Annotated in this window: 20 protein-coding genes; 16 read left to right on the top strand and 4 right to left on the bottom strand. The window is 71.0% G+C overall.

Annotated elements, in window-relative coordinates; genetic code table 11:
- Positions 1–77: 77 nt before the first annotated feature.
- Positions 78–653, bottom strand: a complete 576-nt coding sequence (locus tag ACGFZQ_RS47695) for an XRE family transcriptional regulator (RefSeq protein ID WP_351698402.1) — start codon at positions 651–653, stop codon at positions 78–80.
- 78 nt (positions 654–731) lie between these two features.
- On the opposite strand from ACGFZQ_RS47695, the gene ACGFZQ_RS47690 reads away from it, so the two are divergent.
- From ACGFZQ_RS47690 to ACGFZQ_RS47670, 5 genes are all read left to right on the top strand, one after another.
- Positions 732–1,661 (top strand): NAD(P)/FAD-dependent oxidoreductase, encoded by a 930-nt coding sequence (locus ACGFZQ_RS47690; RefSeq protein WP_393845781.1) that lies wholly within the window; start codon positions 732–734, stop codon positions 1,659–1,661.
- A 39-nt stretch (positions 1,662–1,700) separates the two neighbouring features.
- Complete coding sequence (locus ACGFZQ_RS47685; RefSeq protein ID WP_393845780.1) at positions 1,701–3,239, top strand: ATP-dependent DNA ligase; 1,539 nt, start codon at positions 1,701–1,703, stop codon at positions 3,237–3,239.
- Complete coding sequence (locus tag ACGFZQ_RS47680) at positions 3,236–3,703, top strand: NUDIX domain-containing protein (protein ID WP_393845779.1); 468 nt, start codon at positions 3,236–3,238, stop codon at positions 3,701–3,703. The genes ACGFZQ_RS47685 and ACGFZQ_RS47680 overlap by 4 nt, the downstream gene beginning before the upstream one ends.
- 75 nt (positions 3,704–3,778) lie before the next feature.
- Positions 3,779–5,164: an NADP-dependent succinic semialdehyde dehydrogenase gene (locus tag ACGFZQ_RS47675; protein WP_393845778.1), complete on the top strand. Its 1,386-nt coding sequence runs from the start codon at positions 3,779–3,781 to the stop codon at positions 5,162–5,164.
- 24 nt (positions 5,165–5,188) lie between these two features.
- Entirely contained in the window at positions 5,189–5,425 is a 237-nt protein-coding gene (locus tag ACGFZQ_RS47670; RefSeq protein WP_351326511.1) for a DUF6213 family protein, read from the top strand.
- A gap of 90 nt (positions 5,426–5,515) precedes the next feature.
- On the opposite strand, the gene ACGFZQ_RS47665 is transcribed toward ACGFZQ_RS47670, so the two are convergent.
- Complete coding sequence (locus ACGFZQ_RS47665; protein WP_393845777.1) at positions 5,516–6,169, bottom strand: transcriptional regulator; 654 nt, start codon at positions 6,167–6,169, stop codon at positions 5,516–5,518.
- A 184-nt stretch (positions 6,170–6,353) separates the two neighbouring features.
- Here ACGFZQ_RS47665 and ACGFZQ_RS47660 point away from each other — a divergent pair, with 184 nt between their 5' ends.
- The 3 genes from ACGFZQ_RS47660 to ACGFZQ_RS47650 are packed head-to-tail and all read left to right on the top strand — an operon-like array spanning position 6,354 to position 9,191.
- Positions 6,354–7,421 carry a type III polyketide synthase gene (locus ACGFZQ_RS47660; protein ID WP_351733686.1) on the top strand — a complete coding sequence of 356 codons (1,068 nt, stop codon included), beginning with the start codon at positions 6,354–6,356 and terminating at the stop codon, positions 7,419–7,421.
- A 2-nt stretch (positions 7,422–7,423) separates the two neighbouring features.
- Positions 7,424–8,662, top strand: coding sequence for a cytochrome P450 (locus tag ACGFZQ_RS47655; RefSeq protein WP_393845776.1), 1,239 nt, complete (start codon positions 7,424–7,426; stop codon positions 8,660–8,662).
- Between the two features lie 7 nt (positions 8,663–8,669).
- A complete protein-coding gene (locus tag ACGFZQ_RS47650) occupies positions 8,670–9,191 on the top strand; it encodes a cupin domain-containing protein (RefSeq protein WP_393845775.1) in 522 nt (173 codons plus the stop codon).
- Between the two features lie 114 nt (positions 9,192–9,305).
- Here ACGFZQ_RS47650 and ACGFZQ_RS47645 read toward each other — a convergent pair whose 3' ends face one another.
- Entirely contained in the window at positions 9,306–10,568 is a 1,263-nt protein-coding gene (locus tag ACGFZQ_RS47645; protein WP_393845774.1) for an acyl-CoA dehydrogenase family protein, read from the bottom strand.
- Positions 10,569–10,740: 172 nt separating this feature from the next.
- Here ACGFZQ_RS47645 and ACGFZQ_RS47640 point away from each other — a divergent pair, with 172 nt between their 5' ends.
- Positions 10,741–11,385 (top strand): TetR family transcriptional regulator, encoded by a 645-nt coding sequence (locus tag ACGFZQ_RS47640; protein ID WP_393845773.1) that lies wholly within the window; start codon positions 10,741–10,743, stop codon positions 11,383–11,385.
- 98 nt (positions 11,386–11,483) lie between these two features.
- On the opposite strand, the gene def is transcribed toward ACGFZQ_RS47640, so the two are convergent.
- Complete coding sequence (gene def / locus ACGFZQ_RS47635) at positions 11,484–12,023, bottom strand: peptide deformylase (protein WP_393845772.1); 540 nt, start codon at positions 12,021–12,023, stop codon at positions 11,484–11,486.
- 152 nt (positions 12,024–12,175) lie between these two features.
- Between def and ACGFZQ_RS47630 the strand changes: the two genes are divergently transcribed.
- The 7 genes from ACGFZQ_RS47630 to ACGFZQ_RS47600 all read left to right on the top strand — a co-directional run bounded on the left by ACGFZQ_RS47630 (position 12,176) and on the right by ACGFZQ_RS47600 (position 19,882).
- Positions 12,176–13,414: a MurT ligase domain-containing protein gene (locus ACGFZQ_RS47630; protein WP_393845771.1), complete on the top strand. Its 1,239-nt coding sequence runs from the start codon at positions 12,176–12,178 to the stop codon at positions 13,412–13,414.
- A gap of 23 nt (positions 13,415–13,437) precedes the next feature.
- Entirely contained in the window at positions 13,438–14,166 is a 729-nt protein-coding gene (locus tag ACGFZQ_RS47625; protein ID WP_382530072.1) for a type 1 glutamine amidotransferase, read from the top strand.
- Between the two features lie 179 nt (positions 14,167–14,345).
- Positions 14,346–15,371: a 6-phosphofructokinase gene (locus tag ACGFZQ_RS47620; RefSeq protein WP_393845770.1), complete on the top strand. Its 1,026-nt coding sequence runs from the start codon at positions 14,346–14,348 to the stop codon at positions 15,369–15,371.
- A gap of 182 nt (positions 15,372–15,553) precedes the next feature.
- Positions 15,554–16,504 carry a cytochrome c oxidase assembly protein gene (locus tag ACGFZQ_RS47615; protein ID WP_382530076.1) on the top strand — a complete coding sequence of 317 codons (951 nt, stop codon included), beginning with the start codon at positions 15,554–15,556 and terminating at the stop codon, positions 16,502–16,504.
- Between the two features lie 58 nt (positions 16,505–16,562).
- Positions 16,563–17,879, top strand: coding sequence for a DUF6777 domain-containing protein (locus ACGFZQ_RS47610; RefSeq protein WP_393845769.1), 1,317 nt, complete (start codon positions 16,563–16,565; stop codon positions 17,877–17,879).
- Between the two features lie 22 nt (positions 17,880–17,901).
- On the top strand, positions 17,902–19,698 hold the full coding sequence (locus ACGFZQ_RS47605) for a protein kinase (protein ID WP_393845768.1): 1,797 nt from the start codon (positions 17,902–17,904) through the stop codon (positions 19,696–19,698).
- Positions 19,699–19,711: 13 nt separating this feature from the next.
- On the top strand, positions 19,712–19,882 hold the full coding sequence (locus ACGFZQ_RS47600) for a hypothetical protein (RefSeq protein ID WP_351698366.1): 171 nt from the start codon (positions 19,712–19,714) through the stop codon (positions 19,880–19,882).
- The last annotated feature ends 132 nt before the right edge of the window (positions 19,883–20,014 follow it).

Raw genomic sequence — 20,014 nt, 5'->3', positions numbered from 1 at the left:
GACTGCTTCGTCGGGGTCCCTCGCATACTAAGCGGTCGCTTGCCGATGAGGGAACAGCCGGCGGTACGCCGGACGCGTCACGCCGTGCTTCTCGGCCGTGCTCGCACATGCATCCGCTCCCCCTGCGGCCCGAACAGGCTGAGGAACTCCACCGGCCCCTCCCCCGTCGACCCGAACCAGTGCGGCACCCGGGTGTCGAACTCGGCCGCCTCCCCCGCGGCCAGTACGACGTCATGCTCACCGAGCACCAGCCGCAGCTTCCCGGACAGCACGTACAGCCACTCGTAGCCCTCATGGGTACGCGGCTCGGGATCGAGTTTCCGCTTCGGTTCGACCACCTTGAAGGCCTGGAGGCCGCCGGGCTGCCGGGTCAGCGGCCAGAAGGTCCGGCCGTACCGCTCCATCGGCTTGGCCCGCACCCGGGGATCGCCGACGGGCGGGGCGCCGACCAGTTCGTCCAGGGGCACCTGGTGGGCCTGCGCGATCGGCAGCAGCAGCTCCAGGCTGGGCTTGCGCAGCCCCGCTTCCAGCCGGGAGAGGGTGCTGACCGAGATGCCGGTGGTCTCGGAGAGGGCGGCGAGGGTGACCTCCCGCTCCTTTCGGAGCTTGCGCAGCCGGGGGCCCACCCCCGCGAGAACGTCGTCCGTAGTCATGGTCGTATTGCAGTTTCGGCAAAGAGGTTTGTCAATCCGGCCACGGATGCGCGACCGTCGCCGACGGAGGTGGTCACCATGACCGATACGTACGAAGTGGTCGTCGTCGGAGGCGGTGCGGCCGGGCTGTCCGCCGCGCTGGTCCTGGGCCGGGCCCGGCGCCGCACCCTGGTCGTCGACGCGGGCGAGCCGCGCAACGCCCCGGCCGCCCACATGCAGGGCTTTCTGTCCCGGGACGGCATGCCGCCCGCGGAGTTCCTGGCCGTCGGCCGCGAGGAGATCGCGCGGTACGGCGTGGAGCTGGTCCGGGACCGGGCGGTGGCCGCGTCCCGGGACGGTGACTTCACGGTGTCGCTGGCGAGCGGACGGCAGGTCCGGGCCCGGCAGCTGGTGGTGGCCACCGGCCTCGAGGACGAGCTGCCGCCCGTGCCCGGCGTCGCCGAGCGGTTCGGCCGGGATGTGCTGCACTGCCCGTACTGCCACGGCTGGGAGGTCCGCGACCAGGCCTTCGGCGTACTGGCCACGACCCCGATGAGCGTGCACCAGGCGCTGATGGTCACCCAGTGGTCCAAGGACGTGACGCTGTTCCTGCACCAGGTCGCCGAGACCGAGCTGTCCGACGACGACCTGCGGCGGCTGGCCACGGCCGGGGTCCGGGTGGTGCCCGGCGAGGTGGCGGGGCTGCGCGTCGAGGACGACCGGCTGACGGGCGTACGGCTCTCGGACGGCGGCGTGCACGCGCGGGAGGCGCTGTTCGTCGCCCCGCGTCCGGTCCCGCGGAACGACCTGCTGGTCGGGCTGGGCGCGGAGCTGACGCAGACCCCCTTCGGCTCCTACCCGGTGATCGACGAGCGGGGCCTGACGACCGTGCCCGGGCTGTGGGCGGCCGGCAACGCGAGCGGCTTCGCCGAGCAGGTGGTCAACGCGGCCAGCCGGGGCTACCGCGCCGGTGCGGCGATCAACGGCGAGCTGCTCTTCGCGGACCTGGACGCCGCCGTGCGGGTGTAGGCGGGTGTAGTTCAGGCACACCCGTTGCACCATGGCTGCATGCTGCTGACCCGGCTCGCCGAAGTGTCCCGCGAGGTCGCCGCCACCGCGGCCCGGTCCCGCAAGACCGCACTGCTCGCCGACCTCTTCCGGGAGACGGCCCCGGACGACGTCCCGGTCGTCATCCCCTATCTGGCCGGCCGTCTCCCGCAGGGCCGCCTCGGCGTCGGCTGGAAGGTGCTGAGCCGGCCGGTCCCGCCGGCCGCCGAGCCGGCCCTCACCGTCCGCGAGGTCGACGCCCGGCTCACCGAGCTCGGTAAGGTCGCCGGGCCCGGTTCGCAGGCCGAACGCGCCCGGATCGTGGGTGAGTTGATGGGCGCGGCGACCGCCGACGAGCAGCGCTTCCTGCTGGGGCTGATCACCGGTGAGGTACGGCAGGGCGCCCTGGACGCGGTGGCGGTGGAGGGGCTCGCGCAGGCGACCGGCGCGGACGCGGCCGGCGTACGCCGGGCGGTGATGCTCGCCGGGTCCCTCCAGACGGTGGCCGAGGCGCTGCTGGCGGACGGCCCGCCGGCCCTCGCCCGGTTCCGGCTCACCGTCGGCCGCCCGGTACTGCCCATGCTGGCGCACACCGCCTCCTCGGTCGCCGAGGCGGTCGGCAAACTGGGCGCCTGTGCGGTCGAGGAGAAACTCGACGGCATCCGGGTCCAGGTCCACCGGGACGGCAGCGCGGTACGGATCCACACCCGCACCCTCGACGACATCACCGACCGGCTCCCCGAAGTAACCGCCGCCGCACTGGAGTTGAGAGGCGACCGGTTCATCCTGGACGGCGAGGTGATCTCCTTCGACGCCGACGGCCGCCCGCGCTCCTTCCAGGAGACGGCGGGCCGGGTCGGCTCCCGGACGGACGTGGCGAAGGCCGCTCGCGAGGTGCCGGTCTCCCCCGTCTTCTTCGACGCGCTCTCGGTCGGCGACCACGACCTCCTCGACCTCCCCTTCGCCGAACGGCACGCGGAGCTGGCCCGGCTGGTCCCCGAGCCGATGCGGGTCCGCCGGGCGCTGGTGTCCGGGCCCGCGGACACGGCGGCCGCCGAGGAGTTCCTCGCCGCCACCCTGGAGCGAGGCCACGAGGGCGTGGTCGTCAAGGCCCTGGACGCCCCCTACAGCGCGGGCCGGCGCGGCGCCTCCTGGCTGAAGGTCAAGCCGGTGCACACCCTCGACCTGGTCGTCCTGGCCGCCGAGTGGGGGCACGGCCGGCGTACCGGCAGGCTCTCCAACCTCCACCTCGGCGCCCGTACCCCGGACGGCGGATTCGCCATGCTCGGCAAGACCTTCAAGGGCATGACCGACGCGATGCTGGAGTGGCAGACCGCCCGCCTGAAAGAGCTGGAGGTGTCGGACAACGGCTGGGTGGTCACCGTACGCCCCGAACTCGTCGTCGAGATCGCCTACGACGGCCTGCAGAAGTCCTCCCGCTACCCGGCCGGCGTCACCCTCCGCTTCGCCCGGGTCGTCCGCTACCGCGAGGACAAGCGGCCGCAGGAGGCCGATACGGTGGAGACCCTGCTGGCCGCCCACCCGGAGGTACGGCGTTGACGGAGCCGAGGCGAAGTGCCGGACTGCTGCTGTTCCGCCACACCGAGCACGGCGTCGAGGTATTGCTCGGCCATATGGGCGGCCCCTACTTCGCGAAGAAGGACGCGGGCGCGTGGAGCGTCCCCAAGGGCGAGTACCAGCCCGACGAGAGCGCCTGGGAGGCGGCCCGCCGTGAGTTCCAGGAGGAGCTGGGCCTCGCGCCGCCGGACGGCGAGGCGATCGCCCTCGGGGAGGTCCGGCAGAGCAACGGCAAGATCGTGACGGTGTGGGCGGTCGAGGCGGACCTGGACCCGGCCGCGACGAACCCCGGCACCTTCACGATGGAGTGGCCGCCGCGGTCGGGGCGGGTCCAGGAGTTCCCCGAGCTGGACCGGGTGGCCTGGCTCGGCCCCGACCGGGCCCGCGAGGTGATCGTCAAGGCGCAGGCCGCGTTTCTCGACCGGCTGGCGGAGCACACGGACTGAACAGCTGCGCACACGTTGCGGTCCACCGGACCGCGCGCGAAGGTCGAAGCACACCCGCTCCCAGGGAGGTCAGCCATGCCCATCGCGACGGTGAACCCGGCGACCGGCGAGACGCTCGAAACGTTCGAGGCCATGGACGAGGACGAACTCGAACGCCGGCTCGAACTGGCTGAGGCGACGTTCCGTACGTACCGCACGAGCGCCTTCGCCGAGCGCGCCCGGCTGCTGCACCGGGCCGCCGAGCTGCTGGACGCGGACCAGGACGACATCGCCCGCACGATGACCACCGAGATGGGCAAGCCGCTGGCGCAGGCCCGTGCGGAGGCCGCGAAGTGCGCGAAGGCGATGCGCTGGTACGCCGACCACGCGGCGGAGCTGCTGGCCGACGAGGAGCCGGCGGAGACGGACGTGAAGGACTCGGGCGCGTCCCGGGTGCGGGTGCGCTACCGCCCCATCGGGCCGGTGCTGGCCGTCATGCCGTGGAACTTCCCGCTCTGGCAGGTGGTCCGGTTCGCCGCGCCGGCGCTGATGGCGGGCAACGTGGGCCTGCTCAAGCACGCGTCGAACGTCCCGCAGACCGCCCTGTACCTGGAGGGCCTCTTCCACCGGGCGGGCTTCCCGGAGGGCTGTTTCCAGACCCTGCTGATCGGTTCCGGGGCGGTCGACGACATCCTGCGCGACGAGCGGGTGCGGGCCGCGACGCTCACCGGCAGCGAACCCGCGGGCCGCGCGGTCGCCGCCACCGCCGGCGAGATGATCAAGAAGACGGTGCTGGAACTGGGCGGCAGCGATCCCTACGTGGTGATGCCCTCGGCGGACATCGACCGCGCCGCGAGGATCGCGGTGACCGCGCGGGTGCAGAACAACGGGCAGTCGTGCATCGCCGCCAAGCGGTTCATCGTGCACACGGACGTCTACGACGCCTTCGCCGAGCGGTTCGTGGCGGGGATGACGGCGCTGCGCATGGGCGACCCGATGGACGAGAAGACGGACGTCGGGCCGCTGTCGAGCGAGCAGGGGCGGGCCGACCTGGAGGAACTCGTCGACGACGCGAAACGGTCGGGTGCGCGGGTGCTGTGCGGCGGGCAGCGGCCGGAGGGGCCCGGCTGGTTCTACCCGCCGACCGTGCTCGCCGGGATCCACCGCGACATGCGCGTCCACCGCGAGGAGGCGTTCGGGCCGGTGGCCACGCTCTACCGGGCCAGGGACCTGGACGAGGCCGTCCTCATCGCCAACGACTCCCCCTTCGGGCTGAGTTCCAACGTGTGGACGCGGGACGAGGCCGAGGTGGACCGGTTCGTACGGGATCTGGAGACCGGCGGCGTGTTCGTCAACGGCATGACCGCCTCCCACCCGGCGTTTCCGTTCGGGGGTGTGAAGCGGTCCGGATACGGGCGTGAGCTGTCCGGGCACGGAATCCGGGAGTTCTGCAACATCACCACCGTTTGGCAGGGTGCGTGACGGTTGCGCGGCTACGATCCGGGTGTGAACCGGGAAGTGACTCTGCCTCTGATCGTCGACGACCGCGGTACCTTGCAGGTGGCCGCGGCCGACGTGAGTAAGTTGTTGCGGACCATGGGCGGGCGGTGGGTCCGGCTGGTGGAGGCCGGGGAGAGCGGGCTGGACGAGGACACGGTGGCCGCGCTGACCATTGAGCTCGCGAAGCTCGCCGATCGGATCGACGTGGCTTGTATCGCCCATAGCAGTGGGCAGCAGGGGTAGTTCGGCGGGTGCGGGTGGTGGGGGTTGCTCGCGCCCACGCGGCGGTAGCCGCACATCGATACAGTCCCGCGCCCCTAAAAGCAGCGCGATTCAGCTGAGCGAGTTCCAGAACATCGCCTCGTACGCCTGGAGCAGGCGGCCGTAGGTATGCGCCAGCTGCTCGTCCAGTCGCCCTGACTCCAGCCCCGCCTCCACCGCCGCCTCCGCCTGTTGGTCCAGGGCCGGGGCCGGTTCCGCGAAGAAGTCGAAGAACGCGCAGGCCTCGTCCGTGAAGCCGTAGTGGGTGCGCAGGCCCTCGGCGATGCGGGCGCAATACGTGCCCCAGGTCGCGAAGTTGGCCGTGATGGCCAGGACGGCGTCCGTCGGGGTCGCGTTGAGCGCGAGCCAGGAGATGTACGCCGGGTACGCCTGGCAGCCCGGTAGGGGCTCGTACGCTTGCATGCGCCGTTCATCCACTTCGCACGCCTCGGTGAACGCGCCCAGCCGCTCTGCCGCCAGTTCCTCGCCCTCGGCCAGCATGGTGAAGAACCCGGCGGCCGCCGGCTCCTCGGAGGCGCGCTGCGCCAGATGCAGGAACGCGCGGTGGTCGGCGGGAATCACGTGGTGTTGTTCCAGGGCCAGTGCGGCGAGTGTCTCCAGACTCGCCCGGCCGCTGGCGACGGGGGGAACAAATGGATTCGCGTTCGGGTCCGGGGCCAGCTCTGACCTGGTCGTTTTCAGCAATTCCGCGGCCGTGCGGGGCATTGCTTCCTCCTCGTCGGGATTCATCGGTGCTGCTCCGACCCTGACACGGGGTCACCGGTTCGGAGTAGTCCGGCGAGAGATCATCGCCCTCACGGGTGATCGTGAGGGAACCACCTCCTGAGGTGAACCACCTTCTGACCGGCCGGGCCCAAACCCGCCGGAAGGCTGAAAGCAGGGACGGTTCATGGCGACTTTGTGCAAACCCTCAGTGTCGGTCCCGGAGTACGTGATCACGATGGAGGAGACGCTGGAACTGGCGCGCTCCCACCACGAGAACCACCCGCAGCTGCCGTTGGCGCTGAGACTGATCGAGAACACGGGCGTTCGCACCCGGCACATCGTGCAGCCGATCGAGGAAACCCTCAAGCACCCCGGCTTCGAGGAGCGCAACAAGCTCTACGAGGTCGAGGCCAAGGCCCGGGTCCCCGCAGTCATCCAACGAGCGCTCGACGACGCCGAGCTGCTCACCAGCGACATCGACGTGATCATCTACGTCTCGTGCACGGGCTTCATGATGCCCTCGCTCACCGCGTGGCTGATCAACGAGATGGACTTCGACTCCACCACCCGCCAGATCCCCATCGCGCAGCTCGGCTGCGCGGCCGGCGGAGCGGCGATCAACCGGGCGCACGACTTCTGCTCGGCGTACCCGGACGCCAACGCGCTCATCGTGGCCTGCGAGTTCTGCTCGCTGTGCTACCAGCCGACCGACCTCGGCGTCGGCTCGCTGCTCTCCAACGGCCTCTTCGGTGACGGCATCGCCGCCGCCGTGGTGCGCGGCAAGGGCGGCACCGGCGTCGAGCTCGAACGCAACGGTTCGTACCTGATCCCCAAGACCGAAGAGTGGATCATGTACGACGTCCGGGCCACCGGGTTCCACTTCCTGCTGGACAAGCGGGTCCCGGCGACCATGGAGCCGCTCGCGCCGGCCCTCCAGGACCTGGCAGGGCTGCACGGCTGGAACGCGTCCGACCTGGACTTCTACATAGTCCACGCGGGCGGGCCGCGCATCCTGGACGACCTGAGCAAGTTCCTCCAGGTGGATCCGCACGCGTTCCGGTTCAGCCGGGCCACGCTCACCGAGTACGGCAACATCGCCAGCGCCGTCGTCCTGGACGCACTGCGCCGGATGTTCGACGAGGGCGGTGCCGAGCACCAGGCGCGCGGCCTGCTGGCCGGCTTCGGTCCCGGCATCACCGCGGAAATGTCGCTGGGTCGCTGGCGGCGTTCGGACGAAGAGGCGGCTCGATAGAGATGACACTCACCGAACCGCTCGACCCCGCCGACGAGGCCCCCGGCGAGGCCGCCTGTCCGGTCCGGCACTGGAAGGTGCCGGACCTGGCGGGGGTGGACTTCGACCCCACCCTGGCCGAGCTGATGCGCGAGGGTCCGGTCACCCGGATCCAGCTGCCCAACGGCGAGGGCTGGGCCTGGCTGGTCACCCGGTACGACGACGTACGGATGGTGGCCAACGACCCCCGGTTCAGCCGTGAGGCGGTGATGGAGCAGCCGGTCACCCGGCTCGCCCCGCACTTCATCCCGGACCGCGGCGCGGTCGGCTTCCTGGACCCGCCCGACCACACCCGGCTGCGCCGGTCGGTGGCCTCCGCGCTCACCACCAAGGGCGTGGAGCGGGTCCGCGAGAAGGCGCGCCGGATGCTGGACGAGCTCGTCGACGAACTCGTCCAGGACGGCCCGCCCGCCGATCTCACTGCGACGGTCCTGAGCCCCTTCCCCATCGCGGTGATCTGCGAGGTGATGGGCGTTCCGACCGCCGACCGGCACAGCATGCACACCTGGACCCAGCTGATCCTGTCCTCCAGCCACGGCAAGGAGATCAGCGAGAAGGCCAAGCGCGAGATGGGCGCCTACTTCGGCGACCTCATCGCCCTGCGCGATGGCAGTGCGGGCGAGGACGTGGCCTCCCTGCTGGGCGCGGCCGTGGGCCGCGGCGAGGTCACCCTGGAGGAGGCCGTCGGTCTCTCCGTCCTCCTCCAGATCGGCGGCGAGGCGGTCACCAACAACAGCGGGCAGATGTTCTACCTGCTGCTCACCCGCCCCGACCTCCTCGACCGGTTGCGCACCGAGCCGGAGATCCGCCCCAGGGCGATCGACGAGCTGCTGCGCTACATCCCGCACCGCAGCGCGGTGGGACTGTCCCGGATCGCCGTGGAGGACGTGGAGATCAAGGGCGTACGGATCCGTGCGGGCGACCCGATCTACGTCTCGTACCTGGCCGCCAACCGCGACCCGGCGGTCTTCCCGGACCCCGAGACGATCGACCTCACCCGCAGTCCCAACCCGCATGTGTCCTTCGGGTTCGGCCCGCACTACTGTCCCGGCGGCCAGCTCGGCAGGCTGGAGGAGGAACTCCTGGTGGACGCCCTGCTCGACCGGCTCCCCGGGCTGCGGCTCGCCGTGCCCCCGGACCAGGTCCCCTTCAGAAAGGGAGCGCTGATCCGGGGACCCGAGGCACTTCCGGTGACCTGGTGAGCGCGCCATGACCACGACCGAGGGACTCCTCGTACCGCCGGGCCACGGGCGCGTGGTCCAGTCGCCGGCCCAGCGTGTCACGTTCAAGGTGACGGGCACGCACTCGCGGATCGCCTCCACCTTCGAGGTGGAGGTCCCGCCGGGGTTCGACGTGGGCGCCCATGTGCACTCCCGCAGCGAGGAGTTGTTCTACGTCCTCGAAGGCGAGCTGGACGTGCTCGCCTTCGAGCCCCGTATCCGCACGCCCGACAACTGGCAGAGGTGGGAGTCGAGTTCGGGCACGAGGGTGGTGCGGGCGACCCCGGGCACGCTGATCGCCGTACCCCCTGGCTGCCCGCACGCCTTCGCCAACCCGACCGAGACCCCGGCGCGGATGTTCTTCCAGGCATCGCCACCGCCGGCCCACGAGCGCTACTTCGAGGAACTCCTGGAGATCCTGGGAAGCGACGGCCCCCCGGACCACGAGGCGATCGAGGAACTCCGCAAGCGCTACGACATCGAGCAACTGACGCCTTTGAAGCACCGGTGAGTGGACGCGCCCCCAAAGGGGGCGCGGGGCTGAATTGAATCTGCGGCTCCGCCGCGTGGGCGCGACCAGCCACGACGCACCCGCGGCCCGCGTCGCGCACAACCCCGAACGGCGCTACCGGATCGGCATCCCCGACAAGGTCCGGGCGATCACCAACCGCTGCACCTCACTCGTACCCTCGAAGATCGTGTAGATCGCCGCATCGCGGTGCATCCGCTCCACCGGATACTCCCGCGTGTACCCGTTGCCGCCCAGGATCTGGATCGCCTGGGCGGTGACCTTCTTCGCGGTCTCGCTGGCGAACAACTTCGACATCGAGCCCTCGGCGGCGGTGAACGGCTTCCCGTTCACCGCCATCCAAGACGCCCGCCACACCAGCAGCCGGGCCGCGTCGATGGACGTACGCATGTCCGCGAGCTGGAAGGCCACGCCCTGGTTGTCGATGATCGGCCGCCCGAACTGCTCTCGGGTCTTGGCGTAATCGAGGGCGACCTCGTAGGCCGCCCGCGCGGTACCCACCGCCATGGCCCCCACCGCGGGGCGGCTCGCCTCGAACGTCGCCATCGCCGCGTTCTTGACCCTCCCCCACTCTCGGCTTCGCTCGAGCGGGGGGACCCCCATGCCGCCGGTCTTCGCCCGCTCGCGGGCCCGGGCGAGGCGCTCGTCCAGCTTCTCCTTGCCGCCGAGCAGGCAGGAGCCCGGCACCCGGACGCCGTCCAGGATGACCTCGGCGGTGTGCGAGGCACGGATCCCGTGCTTCTTGAACTTCTGGCCCTGGGCGAGCCCGGGGGTTCCCGCCGGCACGATGAAGGACGCGTGGCCCTTGGAACCCAGCTCCGGGTCGACGACCGCGACGACGACATGGACGTTGGCGATGCCGCCGTTGGTCGCCCAGGTCTTCGTGCCGTTGATCACCCACTCGTCCCTGGCCTCGTCGTACACGGCCCGGGTGCGCATGGCGGCCACGTCGGAGCCGGCGTCGGGCTCGGAGGAGCAGAACGCGGCGACCTTGACGTCGTTGGGGTCGCCGTACATCTGGGGGATCCAGGTGCCGATCTGCTCCTCGGTGCCGTTGGCGAGGACGCCGACGGCGGCGAGACCCGTGCCCACGATGGACAGCGCGATGCCCGCGTCACCCCAGAACAGCTCCTCCATGGCCGTCGGGATGCCGAGGCCGGTGGGGTCGAAGTACTGCTGGGCGTAGAAGTCGAGGGAGTAGATACCGACCTTGGCGGCCTCCTGGATGACCGGCCAGGGAGTCTCCTCACGCTCGTCCCATTCGGCGGCCGCGGGGCGGATCACATCGGCGGCGAAACCGTGCAGCCAGTCCCGGACCTCCTTCTGTTCGTCGTTGAGTTCCATGGTGAACTCGGCCATGACCCCTCCAGCGGCGGCGCATAATGTGTTACTAGCGGTAACAAGAGTCTGTTACTCGTCGGTAGGAAAAGTCAACTCCCAAGGTCACCTCGGCAGCCAGTTCGAGATCGGGTGGCCCTCAGGTGTTAGTTTGCGCAGGCGTCACCGAAACAGCACGGGGTGGGGAGAGCACATGGACACCACACAGCGGACCGAACAGCAACGGTCCACCGACCGCCGACGGCGGGAGCTGTTGGAGGCCGCCGACCGGGTGGTGCTGCGCGACGGCCCACAGGCTTCCATGAACGCCATCGCGGCGGAGGCGGGTATCACCAAACCCATCCTCTACCGCCACTTCGGCGACAAGGGCGGACTGTACGCGGCGCTGGCCAAGCGGCACACGGACGCGCTGCTCAACTCGCTCCGGGCTGCGCTGGACGCTCCCGCGGAGCGCCGTGAGCGGGTCGAGGCGACGCTGGACACGTACCTCGCGGCGATCGAGGCACGGCCTCAGGTCTACCGGTTCCTCATGCATCCCGCGGAGGGCAGCACCGGGACCGACCAGGGGTTCGACGTGGGGAAACACTCGGCTCCACTGTTGCGGCGGATGGGCGAGGAGCTGGCCCAGGTCATCGAGGACCGGCTGGATCTGGGGCCCGGGAGTCAGCAGCTGGCCCGGGTGTGGGGGCACGGGATCGTCGGGATGATGCATGCGGCCGGGGACTGGTGGCTGGGGGAGCGGCCCTGTTCTCGTGCAGAGTTGGTGAAGAGTTTGGCTGATCTGTTGTGGGGGCGGCTGGCGGCGGCCGGGGACAAGGTCGGTGGGCCGGGGTTCTGAAGGGTTGAGTTTCGGCTGGCCGCCGGTGGGGGCTGATCGCGCCCGCGCGGCGGCAGCCGCACATCAAACACAGCCCCGCGCCCCTTAAAAGCATTTCCTCACCGGTGCCAAGAGGACTTCGTCACCTGTCGCATCAGCTTGCGCTTGCGCCAGCCCGTGACGTGGTCGGCGTAGACGCGGCCCTCCAGGTGGTCGGTCTCGTGCTGGAGGCACCTCGCGAAGAAGCCGGTGCCGTGGATCGTGATCGGCTCCCCCGTCGCCGTGAACCCCTGCACCACCGCGTGGTCGTAGCGCTCCGTCCCCGCCTCCAGGCCCGGCAGGGACAGGCAGCCCTCCGGGCCGCGGAGCGTCACGCCGTCCGTCTCCACCAGGCGGGGGTTCACCACATGGCCCAGGTGACGGACGTCCTCGTCGTCGGGGCAGTCGAAGACGAACACCCGCAGCGGCTCCCCCACCTGGTTCGCCGCCAGGCCCACGCCCTCCGACGCGTACATCGTGGCGAACAAGTCCTCCACCAGACGGGCGAGTTCGGGACCGAAGTCGGTGACCTCCGCGCAGCGGGTGTGCAGGACGGGGTCGCCGAGCAGGGTGAGGGGCCGGACCCGCCCATGGGCGCCCGGAATGGAACCTTGTCGCATGGCCGCAAGGGTACGGTTCGAATCGGCCCCCGCCCGCCGCGCAGGCGAGGGCCGGAATTCGGGTGTGCGAATGGATCTCGATAGGCTGAGCTCCACCACCACGTTGCCGAATGGCTGAGGCGCGGCGCGTACGCAAGGAGGATCGAGAACTGATGGCAGGCAACTCGGACCCGCTCACGCCGCGGGCCAAGATCGCCGTGACCGCGGGCAAGGCGGTCGCGGCGGCGTCCCGTGCTGCGGGACGCGGCAGCGGATCCGTGATCGGCGGCCGGGTCGCACTGAAACTCGACCCCGACCTTCTCGCCCGGCTCGCCCAGAACCTGGACGTCACGCTCGTCTCGGCGACGAACGGCAAGACGACGACCACCCGGCTGATCGCCGAGGCGCTCAAGGCCGCGGGGCCGGTCGTCTCCAACGCGCTCGGCGCCAACATGCCCGCCGGTATCACCTCGGCGCTGGCCGGCGGCTCCGAGGCCAAGTTCGGTGTGATCGAGGTCGACGAGAAGTACCTCGCCGGGGTGGCCCGGGACACCGACCCGAAGTGCATCGCGCTGCTCAACCTCTCCCGCGACCAGCTCGACCGGGCCGCCGAGACCCGGATGCTCGCCGAGAACTGGCGGGAGGGCCTGGCCGGCTCGAAGGCCGTCATCGTGGCGAACTGCGACGACCCGCTGGTGGTGTGGGCCGCGTCCTCCTCCCCCAATGTGATCTGGGTCGCCGCCGGGCAGATGTGGAAGGACGACGCCTGGTCCTGCCCGTCCTGCGGCGGTGTGATGCAGCGCCCGGGCGACGACTGGTTCTGCGGTGAGTGCGGGTTCCGGCGGCCGACCCCGAGCTGGGTGCTCTCCGGGGACCACGTCCTCGACCCGCACGGGTCCGCCTGGCCGATCCACCTCCAGCTGCCGGGACGCGCCAACAAGGCCAACGCGGCCTCCTCGGCCGCCGTCGCCGCCGTCTTCGGGGTGCCGCCGCAGGTCGCCCTGGAGCGGATGTACCAGGTGCAGGCCGTCGCGGGACGGTACGACGTCGTGCAGTTCCAGGGACGCGACCTGCGGCTGCTCCTCGCGAAGAACCCGGCCGGCTGGCTGGAGACGTTCTCGCTGATCGACCCGCCGCCGGCCCCGGTGATCCTCTCCGTGAACGCGCGCGGCGCCGACGGCACCGACACCTCCTGGCTGTGGGACGTGGACTACACCCGCCTCACCGGCCACCCGATCTTCGTGCTCGGCGACCGCAAGCTCGACCTCGCGGTGCGGCTGGAGGTCGCGAACCAGCACTTCCAGGTCTGCGACTCCCTCGACCAGGCCGTGCAGATGTGCCCGCCGGGGCGCATCGAGGTCATCGCGAACTACACCGCGTTCCAGGACCTGCGCCGCCGCGTCGGCAACTGACTGACCACGAAGGACGATCATTGATGAGCGACAACCAACTGCGGCTGGTGTGGATCTACCCGGATCTGCTCAGCACCTACGGCGACCAGGGCAACGCGCTCGTCGTGGAGCGCCGGGCCCGGCAGCGGGGTCTCGACGTGGCCCGGCTCGACGTGCGCAGCGACCAGCCGATCCCGACCTCCGGCGACATCTACCTGATCGGCGGCGGTGAGGACCGTCCGCAGCGGCTCGCCGCCGAGCGGCTGCGCCGCGACGGGCACCTGTACCGGGCCGTGGAGAACGGCGCGATCGTGTTCTCGGTGTGCGCCGGCTACCAGATCCTCGGGCACGAGTTCATCAACGACCTGGGCCAGCGCGAGCCGGGCCTCGGCCTGCTCGACGTGACGACCGTGCGCGGCACCGGCGAGCGGTGCGTCGGTGACGTCCTCGCCGACATCGACCCGCGCCTCGGGCTGCCCCAGCTCACCGGGTTCGAGAACCACCAGGGCGTCACCCAGCTCGGCCCCACCGCCCGCCCCCTCGCCCGCGTCCAGCTGGGCCGGGGCAACGGCACCGGGGACGGCACGGAGGGTGCGTACAACGACACGGTCTTCGGCACGTACATGCACGGGCCGGTCCTCGCCCGCAACCCGCTCATCGCCGACCTGCTGCTGAAGCTGGCGCTCGACGTCAACGCGCTGCCGCCGATCGACGACCGGTGGTACGAGGCCCTGCGCACCGAGCGGATCGCCTCCGCCCAGCAGCCCGCCTGACCGTACCGGAGTGGTCGATTCCGGGCCCGCCTGACGAGGTGTCCGCTCACATGTGCGGGCACGTCCAGCAGGCGGACGCCCGGTACGGCGAGACCCCCTCCCGCCGGTAGGGTGACGGCGATGACAGCCGGACAGCGTGGTCCGGTCTTCGGCCCACGTGGAGAAGGTTGTTTCGGGCTATGCGCATTGGTGTCCTCACGTCCGGCGGCGACTGCCCCGGCCTGAACGCCGTCATCCGGTCCGTCGTGCACCGTGCCGTCGCCGACCACGGCGACGAGGTCATCGGCTTCCGGGACGGCTGGAAGGGCCTCCTGGAATGCGACTATCTCAAGCTCGACCTCGACGCCGTGGCCGGCATCCTGGCCCGCGGCGGCACGATCCTCGGCTCCTCCCGGGTCCAGCCCTCGCACCTTCGGGACGGCGTGGAGCGGGCCAGGGGCCATGTGGCCGAGCTCGGCCTCGACGCGATCATCCCGATCGGCGGTGAGGGCACGCTGAAGGCGGCCCGGCTGATGTCCGACGCCGGCCTGCCGATCGTCGGCGTGCCGAAGACCATCGACAACGACATCGCTGTCACCGACGTCACCTTCGGCTTCGACACGGCCGTGGGTGTGGCCACCGAGGCCCTCGACCGGCTCAAGACCACCGCCGAGTCCCACCAGCGGGTGCTCGTCGTCGAGGTCATGGGCCGGCACACCGGCTGGATCGCCCTGCACTCCGGCATGGCGGCCGGCGCCCACGCCATCGTCGTACCGGAACGCCCCTTCGACATCGAGGAGTTGGCCCGTCGGGTCGGCGAGCGGTTCGAGGCGGGCAAGCGGTTCGCGATCGTCGTCGCGGCGGAGGGGGCCAAGCCGAAGGCGGGCACGATGGCCTTCGACGAGGGCGACAAGGACATCTACGGCCACGAGCGGTTCGCCGGGATCGCCCGGCAGCTCTCCATCGAGCTGGAGCAGCGGCTCGGCAAGGAGGCGCGGCCGGTCATCCTCGGGCATGTGCAGCGGGGTGGCACGCCGACGGCGTACGACCGGGTGCTGGCGACCCGGTTCGGGTGGCATGCGGTGGAGGCCGTGCACCGCGGGGAGTTCGGTCACATGACCGCGCTGCGGGGCACGGACATCGTGATGGTGCCGCTCGCCGAGGCGGTGGAGACGTTGAAGACGGTTCCCGCGGAGCGGTACGACGAGGCGGAGACCGTGCTTTAGGGGCAGCGCCGTAGACGGTGCTGATTCGTCGCCGGGTGCGGGGCGTGCGTGGTTGCTCGCGCAGTTCCCCGCGCCCCTGAGGGGCGCGCTGCAGTGGCCCCGGTCGTAGTAGCGACCGGGGCCCGTCCTACTCTTGTGGGCGGCAGGAAACGTACAACCCCCCACGAATCAGGAGCCGCCGGATGGATCACAGCGGGCACGGCATGACCATGGACCTGCCGCCGTTCACGCTGGGGCGGGGGCTGGAGTGGTCGGCGGATCCCTTCTTTCTCGTGGCCTGTGTCGCGGGGCTCGCGCTGTACGGGTGGGGTGTGGTGCGGCTGCGGCGGCGCGGTGACGCGTGGTCCGTCGGGCGTACGGTGTCGTTCGTCGTCGGGGTGCTGACCATCATGCTCGTGATGTGCACAAGGCTGAACGACTACGGGATGGTCATGTTCAGCGTGCACATGGTGCAGCACATGGTCATCAGCATGCTGTCGCCCATCTTCATCCTGCTGGGCGCCCCGGTCACGCTCGCGCTGCGCGCGCTGCCCGTCGCCGGGAAGGGGCGGAAGGGGCCGCGCGAGCTGTTGCTGGCCCTGCTGCACAGCCGGTACATGCGGATCATCACCCATCCGGCCTTCACGATCCCGCTGTTCATCGCGAGCCTCTACGCGCTCTACTTCACCCCGCTGTTCGACTTCCTGATGGGGTCGAAGACCGGGCACATCGCGATGATGGTGCACTTCCTGGCCGTCGGTGTCGTCTTCTTCTGGCCGATCATCGGCGTCGACCCCGGGCCGAACCGGCCGGGATATCTCATGCGCATGCTGGAGCTGTTCGCGGGCATGCCCTTCCACGCGTTCTTCGGTATCGCGTTGATGATGGCGTCGGAGCCGATGGTCGAGACGTTCAAGAATCCGCCCGCCTCGCTCGGCATCGACGCGCTCTCCGACCAGAACGCGGCCGGCGGTATCGCCTGGGCGTTCAGTGAAGTCCCGTCCGTGCTGGTGCTGATCGCCCTGCTGTTCCAGTGGTACAGCTCCGAGCAGCGGCAGGCCCGCCGCTCGGACCGGGCCGCGGACCGCGACGGCGACAAGGAACTTGAGGCGTACAACGCCTATTTGGCCTCACTGAACGCACGCGAGGGCTGAAAGGCTTTCCATTCAGTAGCATAAAGCGCGATGGGGAAAACCGCCGGGGGGAGCGGTGATGACACTTCGCGCTTTTCTGCACAGGGCCTGTGTGCTCGGTGTTCTTGTTCCGGTATTGCTGCTCAGCGGATGCGGGCGGAGTTCGCCGCTGTCCGTCGTCAAGGCGGTCGCCGCCGGGGTGCCCGCGCTGCACCCCTTCTTCGACGAGAACCAGGGGCTCGGTCATGACGCCCGGGTCCGTTCGCTGCCGGTGCACGGCAGCCTGCAACAAGGGGACTCGCCCGGTCTGTACGGCGGCACCCGGCAGCCGACGCTCTGTGACGTCGAGAAACTGAAGGAATTCCTCACCGATCCCGTGAATCACCGCAAGGCACAGGCGTGGGCCAGTGTCTTCGGAATCGGTACCGAACAGATTCCGGATTATCTCGACCGGCTCACTCCCGTACTCCTGCGTCACGACACCCTCGTGACGAACCACGATTACAAGAGCGGCACCGCCGTGCCTTTCGACTCCCTACTCCAATCCGGAATCGCCGTGCTCGTCGACCGGCGGGGACAGCCCGCCGTGAAGTGCTCGTGCGGAAATCCGCTGCGGCCCTTCGCAGGGGACACCGGCCGGATAAAGGTCGAGTTCGACCACGGCAACGGGAAGTGGCGCGGCTACGACCGCGCCCAGGTGACCGCCGTACGACCCGCTTCGCGCCCGCTGGAGCGACTCGCCCTCGTCGATGTCGCCGACCCGGGGCGCGGAATCGAGCGGCCGGTCGGGACGACGGGCGCACAGGACGCCGTCTTCCGCACCGGTGAGCGGCATGCGGTGCCCGAGGTCGCCGGGACGTCCTTCGGGGAGGCGAGCCGACGGCTGTCCGACGCCGGGCTGGCGGTCGCCTATGACGGTGCGGGGCTGCCGCCGGACGACGCCCGGGTGCTGGCGTCGGATCCGGTGGCGGGGACGGAGCTGCGGTTCGGTGAGTATGTGACGCTGCGCGTCGCCGACGGCAGTGGCAGTGGCAGTGGCGACAGCAGCGGCGGGGCGGCTTCCTCCGCCGGGTCGGGATCTCCGCCGATCCCGCCACCGGCCGCGCCGTCGTCGTCCGGGGCGCCCTCCTCGGTCGTACCGCCGCCGTCCCACGAGCCGCCGTCCCAGGAACCGTCGTCCGCCCCGCCCTCGTCACCCTCCGCGGACCCCGGTACGCCTTCCGGCGCGGCCCCGCCCGACGTCACGCACTCGACCGACGGCGCCCCGCCGGACCCGCCCGGCTCGTCCCCGGCCGTCAGCGGCTCGGCCCCGTCCCCCGCGCCCGTGACGAGCGAGCCGGCGAGCAGCGGCCCGGCGTCGACGGCCGGTGAAGCCGGCGCGAGCACGACGATGTAACGCCGAACCCCGGAGTGACCGGATGCCTCATGGATCACCGACGTCGGGAGTGGGCCGGGTCGTCGCCGGCCGGTACGTGCTGCTGAACCGGCTGGGCAGCGGCGGTATGGGCCATGTCTGGCTCGCTCACGACCGGAGACTGGAGTGCGAGGTCGCCCTCAAGGAGCTGGTCCTGCGCGAGACGGAGGACGAGCCGGAGCGTACGGCGCGGGTCGCGCGGGCCCGGGCGGAGGCGCGGCACGCGGCCGGGCTGCGCGGGCATCCGCATGTGGTGACCGTGCACGACGTGCTGGAGCACGACGGTCTGCCGTGGATCGTCATGGAGTACGTACCGGGCGCGGTCGACCTGCGGGACCTGGTGGAGCGGGACGGGCCGCTGCCGCCCGCCGAGTGTGCCCGGGTCGGTCTCGCCGTCCTCGACGCGCTGACCGCCGGCCATGAGCGGGGGGTGCTGCACCGGGACGTGAAACCGGCGAACATCCTGCTGGCACCCGACCGCACCGGGGCGCCGCACGCCCGGGTGCTGCTGACGGACTACGGCATCTCGGTACAGCCGGACACCGGGGAGACCCGGTACACGCTGGCGTCGGGGCTGGTCGGGACGGCAGGGTATCTGGCGCCCGAGCGGGCCACGGGCGGGCCGCCGACGCCGGCCGCCGATCTGTTCTCGCTGGGGTGCACGCTGTACCACGCGGTGGAGGGGCGCGGGCCGTTCGAGCGGGGTTCGCAGCTCGCGGAGATCACGGCCGTGGTGATGGAGGAACCCGATCCGCCGGTGCGGGCCGGTGCGCTGGCCTCCGTGGTGCTCGCGATGCTCGCCAAGGATCCGGCCCGGCGGATCCCGGCGGTGGCGGCGGAGGCGGCGCTGTCGCTGGTCGTGACGTCGCAGGCGGAGGCGGAGGCGTACGCACGGGCCCGCACCGAGCCGGGTTCCGTCCCGCCTTGGGGCGAAGTCGACGGTGCGGGCGTGGGCCCGGGACGGCCGCCAGGTCACCGTCGGCGGCCGCTCCCCCGCGGCGTGCGTGCCGCCCTCGCCGTCGCCCTGGGCCTGGTGCTCGCCCTGGGCGGGGTCTGGTGGGCGACCGCGCACCAGCCCGATGACACGGCCGGCCTGCCGTACGGCAGCGCGGTGGGTCTTTCGCGGCCGCTCAAGGACGGCGACTGTGTCCTCGCCGACTGGCCCGGCGGGGTGCGCTTCACGGGGACCCCCGGGCTCACCCTCGATCCGACCTGCGCGGACCGGGCGCCGGACGGTCAGGTGGTGGCCTTCGTGGCTGTCGGGTCCGCCGCCGAGGCGCGCGAGCAGGGGCCGGCCGGGTGCGAGGAGCGGACCGCGGGGCTGCGCGGGAAACTCGCGGATGTGCGGTCCCTGGCCGTCGTACCGACCGGGAAGGGTTTCGAGACGGCCGGGGGGCGGGTCGCGTGTCTGGTGCTGGGGGCGCACGGGCCGGTGTACGGGCCGCTGGACGGGCATCGTAAGGCGGGCACCGCGTTCGCGGACACCGCCACCATGCAGAAGCGGGACTGTCTTCGGGTGCCTTCGGCGCGGGACGCTCTGCTGGTGCCGTGTTCGGGGACGCACGACCAGCAGGTGCTCGGGTTCACCCGGCTCGGCGCCGGGGTGACCCTGGCGCGGGCGCGGACGGAGTCGGACGCGGCCTGCGCCCGGGACGTGCCGCCCCGGCAGTACAGATTCGATCCTTCCGTGTATCAGGCGGCCTCCTGGACCAGTGAGGGGATGTGGAAGACAGGGGCGCATTTCGTCGTCTGCACCGTACGGAGGCAGAACGGGGGCACCATGGAGGGAGTCGGACCATGAGGAGGGTGTCGCGATGCCCGGTTCTACGAACGGTTCCACCAAGGCGATGGGGGTCCTCACCGTCGGCGGACTCGTGGTGGTGACGGCCTACACGGTGGCGCTCGGCAGCAACGGCTGGCTCTGGTTCGGGTGGGTGGTGCTGGGGCTGCTGACCCTCGCGATGGTGGTCACCCAGAGCAACTGACACACCGGCCGGACGACAACGGCACACCGCGGAGCGCCTAGGGCCTGTCCGGCGGATCAAGTCGCAGGAAGGCAACGGCGCCTCATCAACCCAGGTGAGCGGGGCCTGGTGCGTCCAACTGCAAGGCGGAGG

Origin of the sequence: Streptomyces sp. NPDC048254, from assembly GCF_043201895.1 — a bacterium.
Taxonomy (GTDB): domain Bacteria; phylum Actinomycetota; class Actinomycetes; order Streptomycetales; family Streptomycetaceae; genus Streptomyces.
Note: the sequence above shows the minus strand (reverse complement) of the source record. Positions and strands in the feature narration are given on the sequence as shown.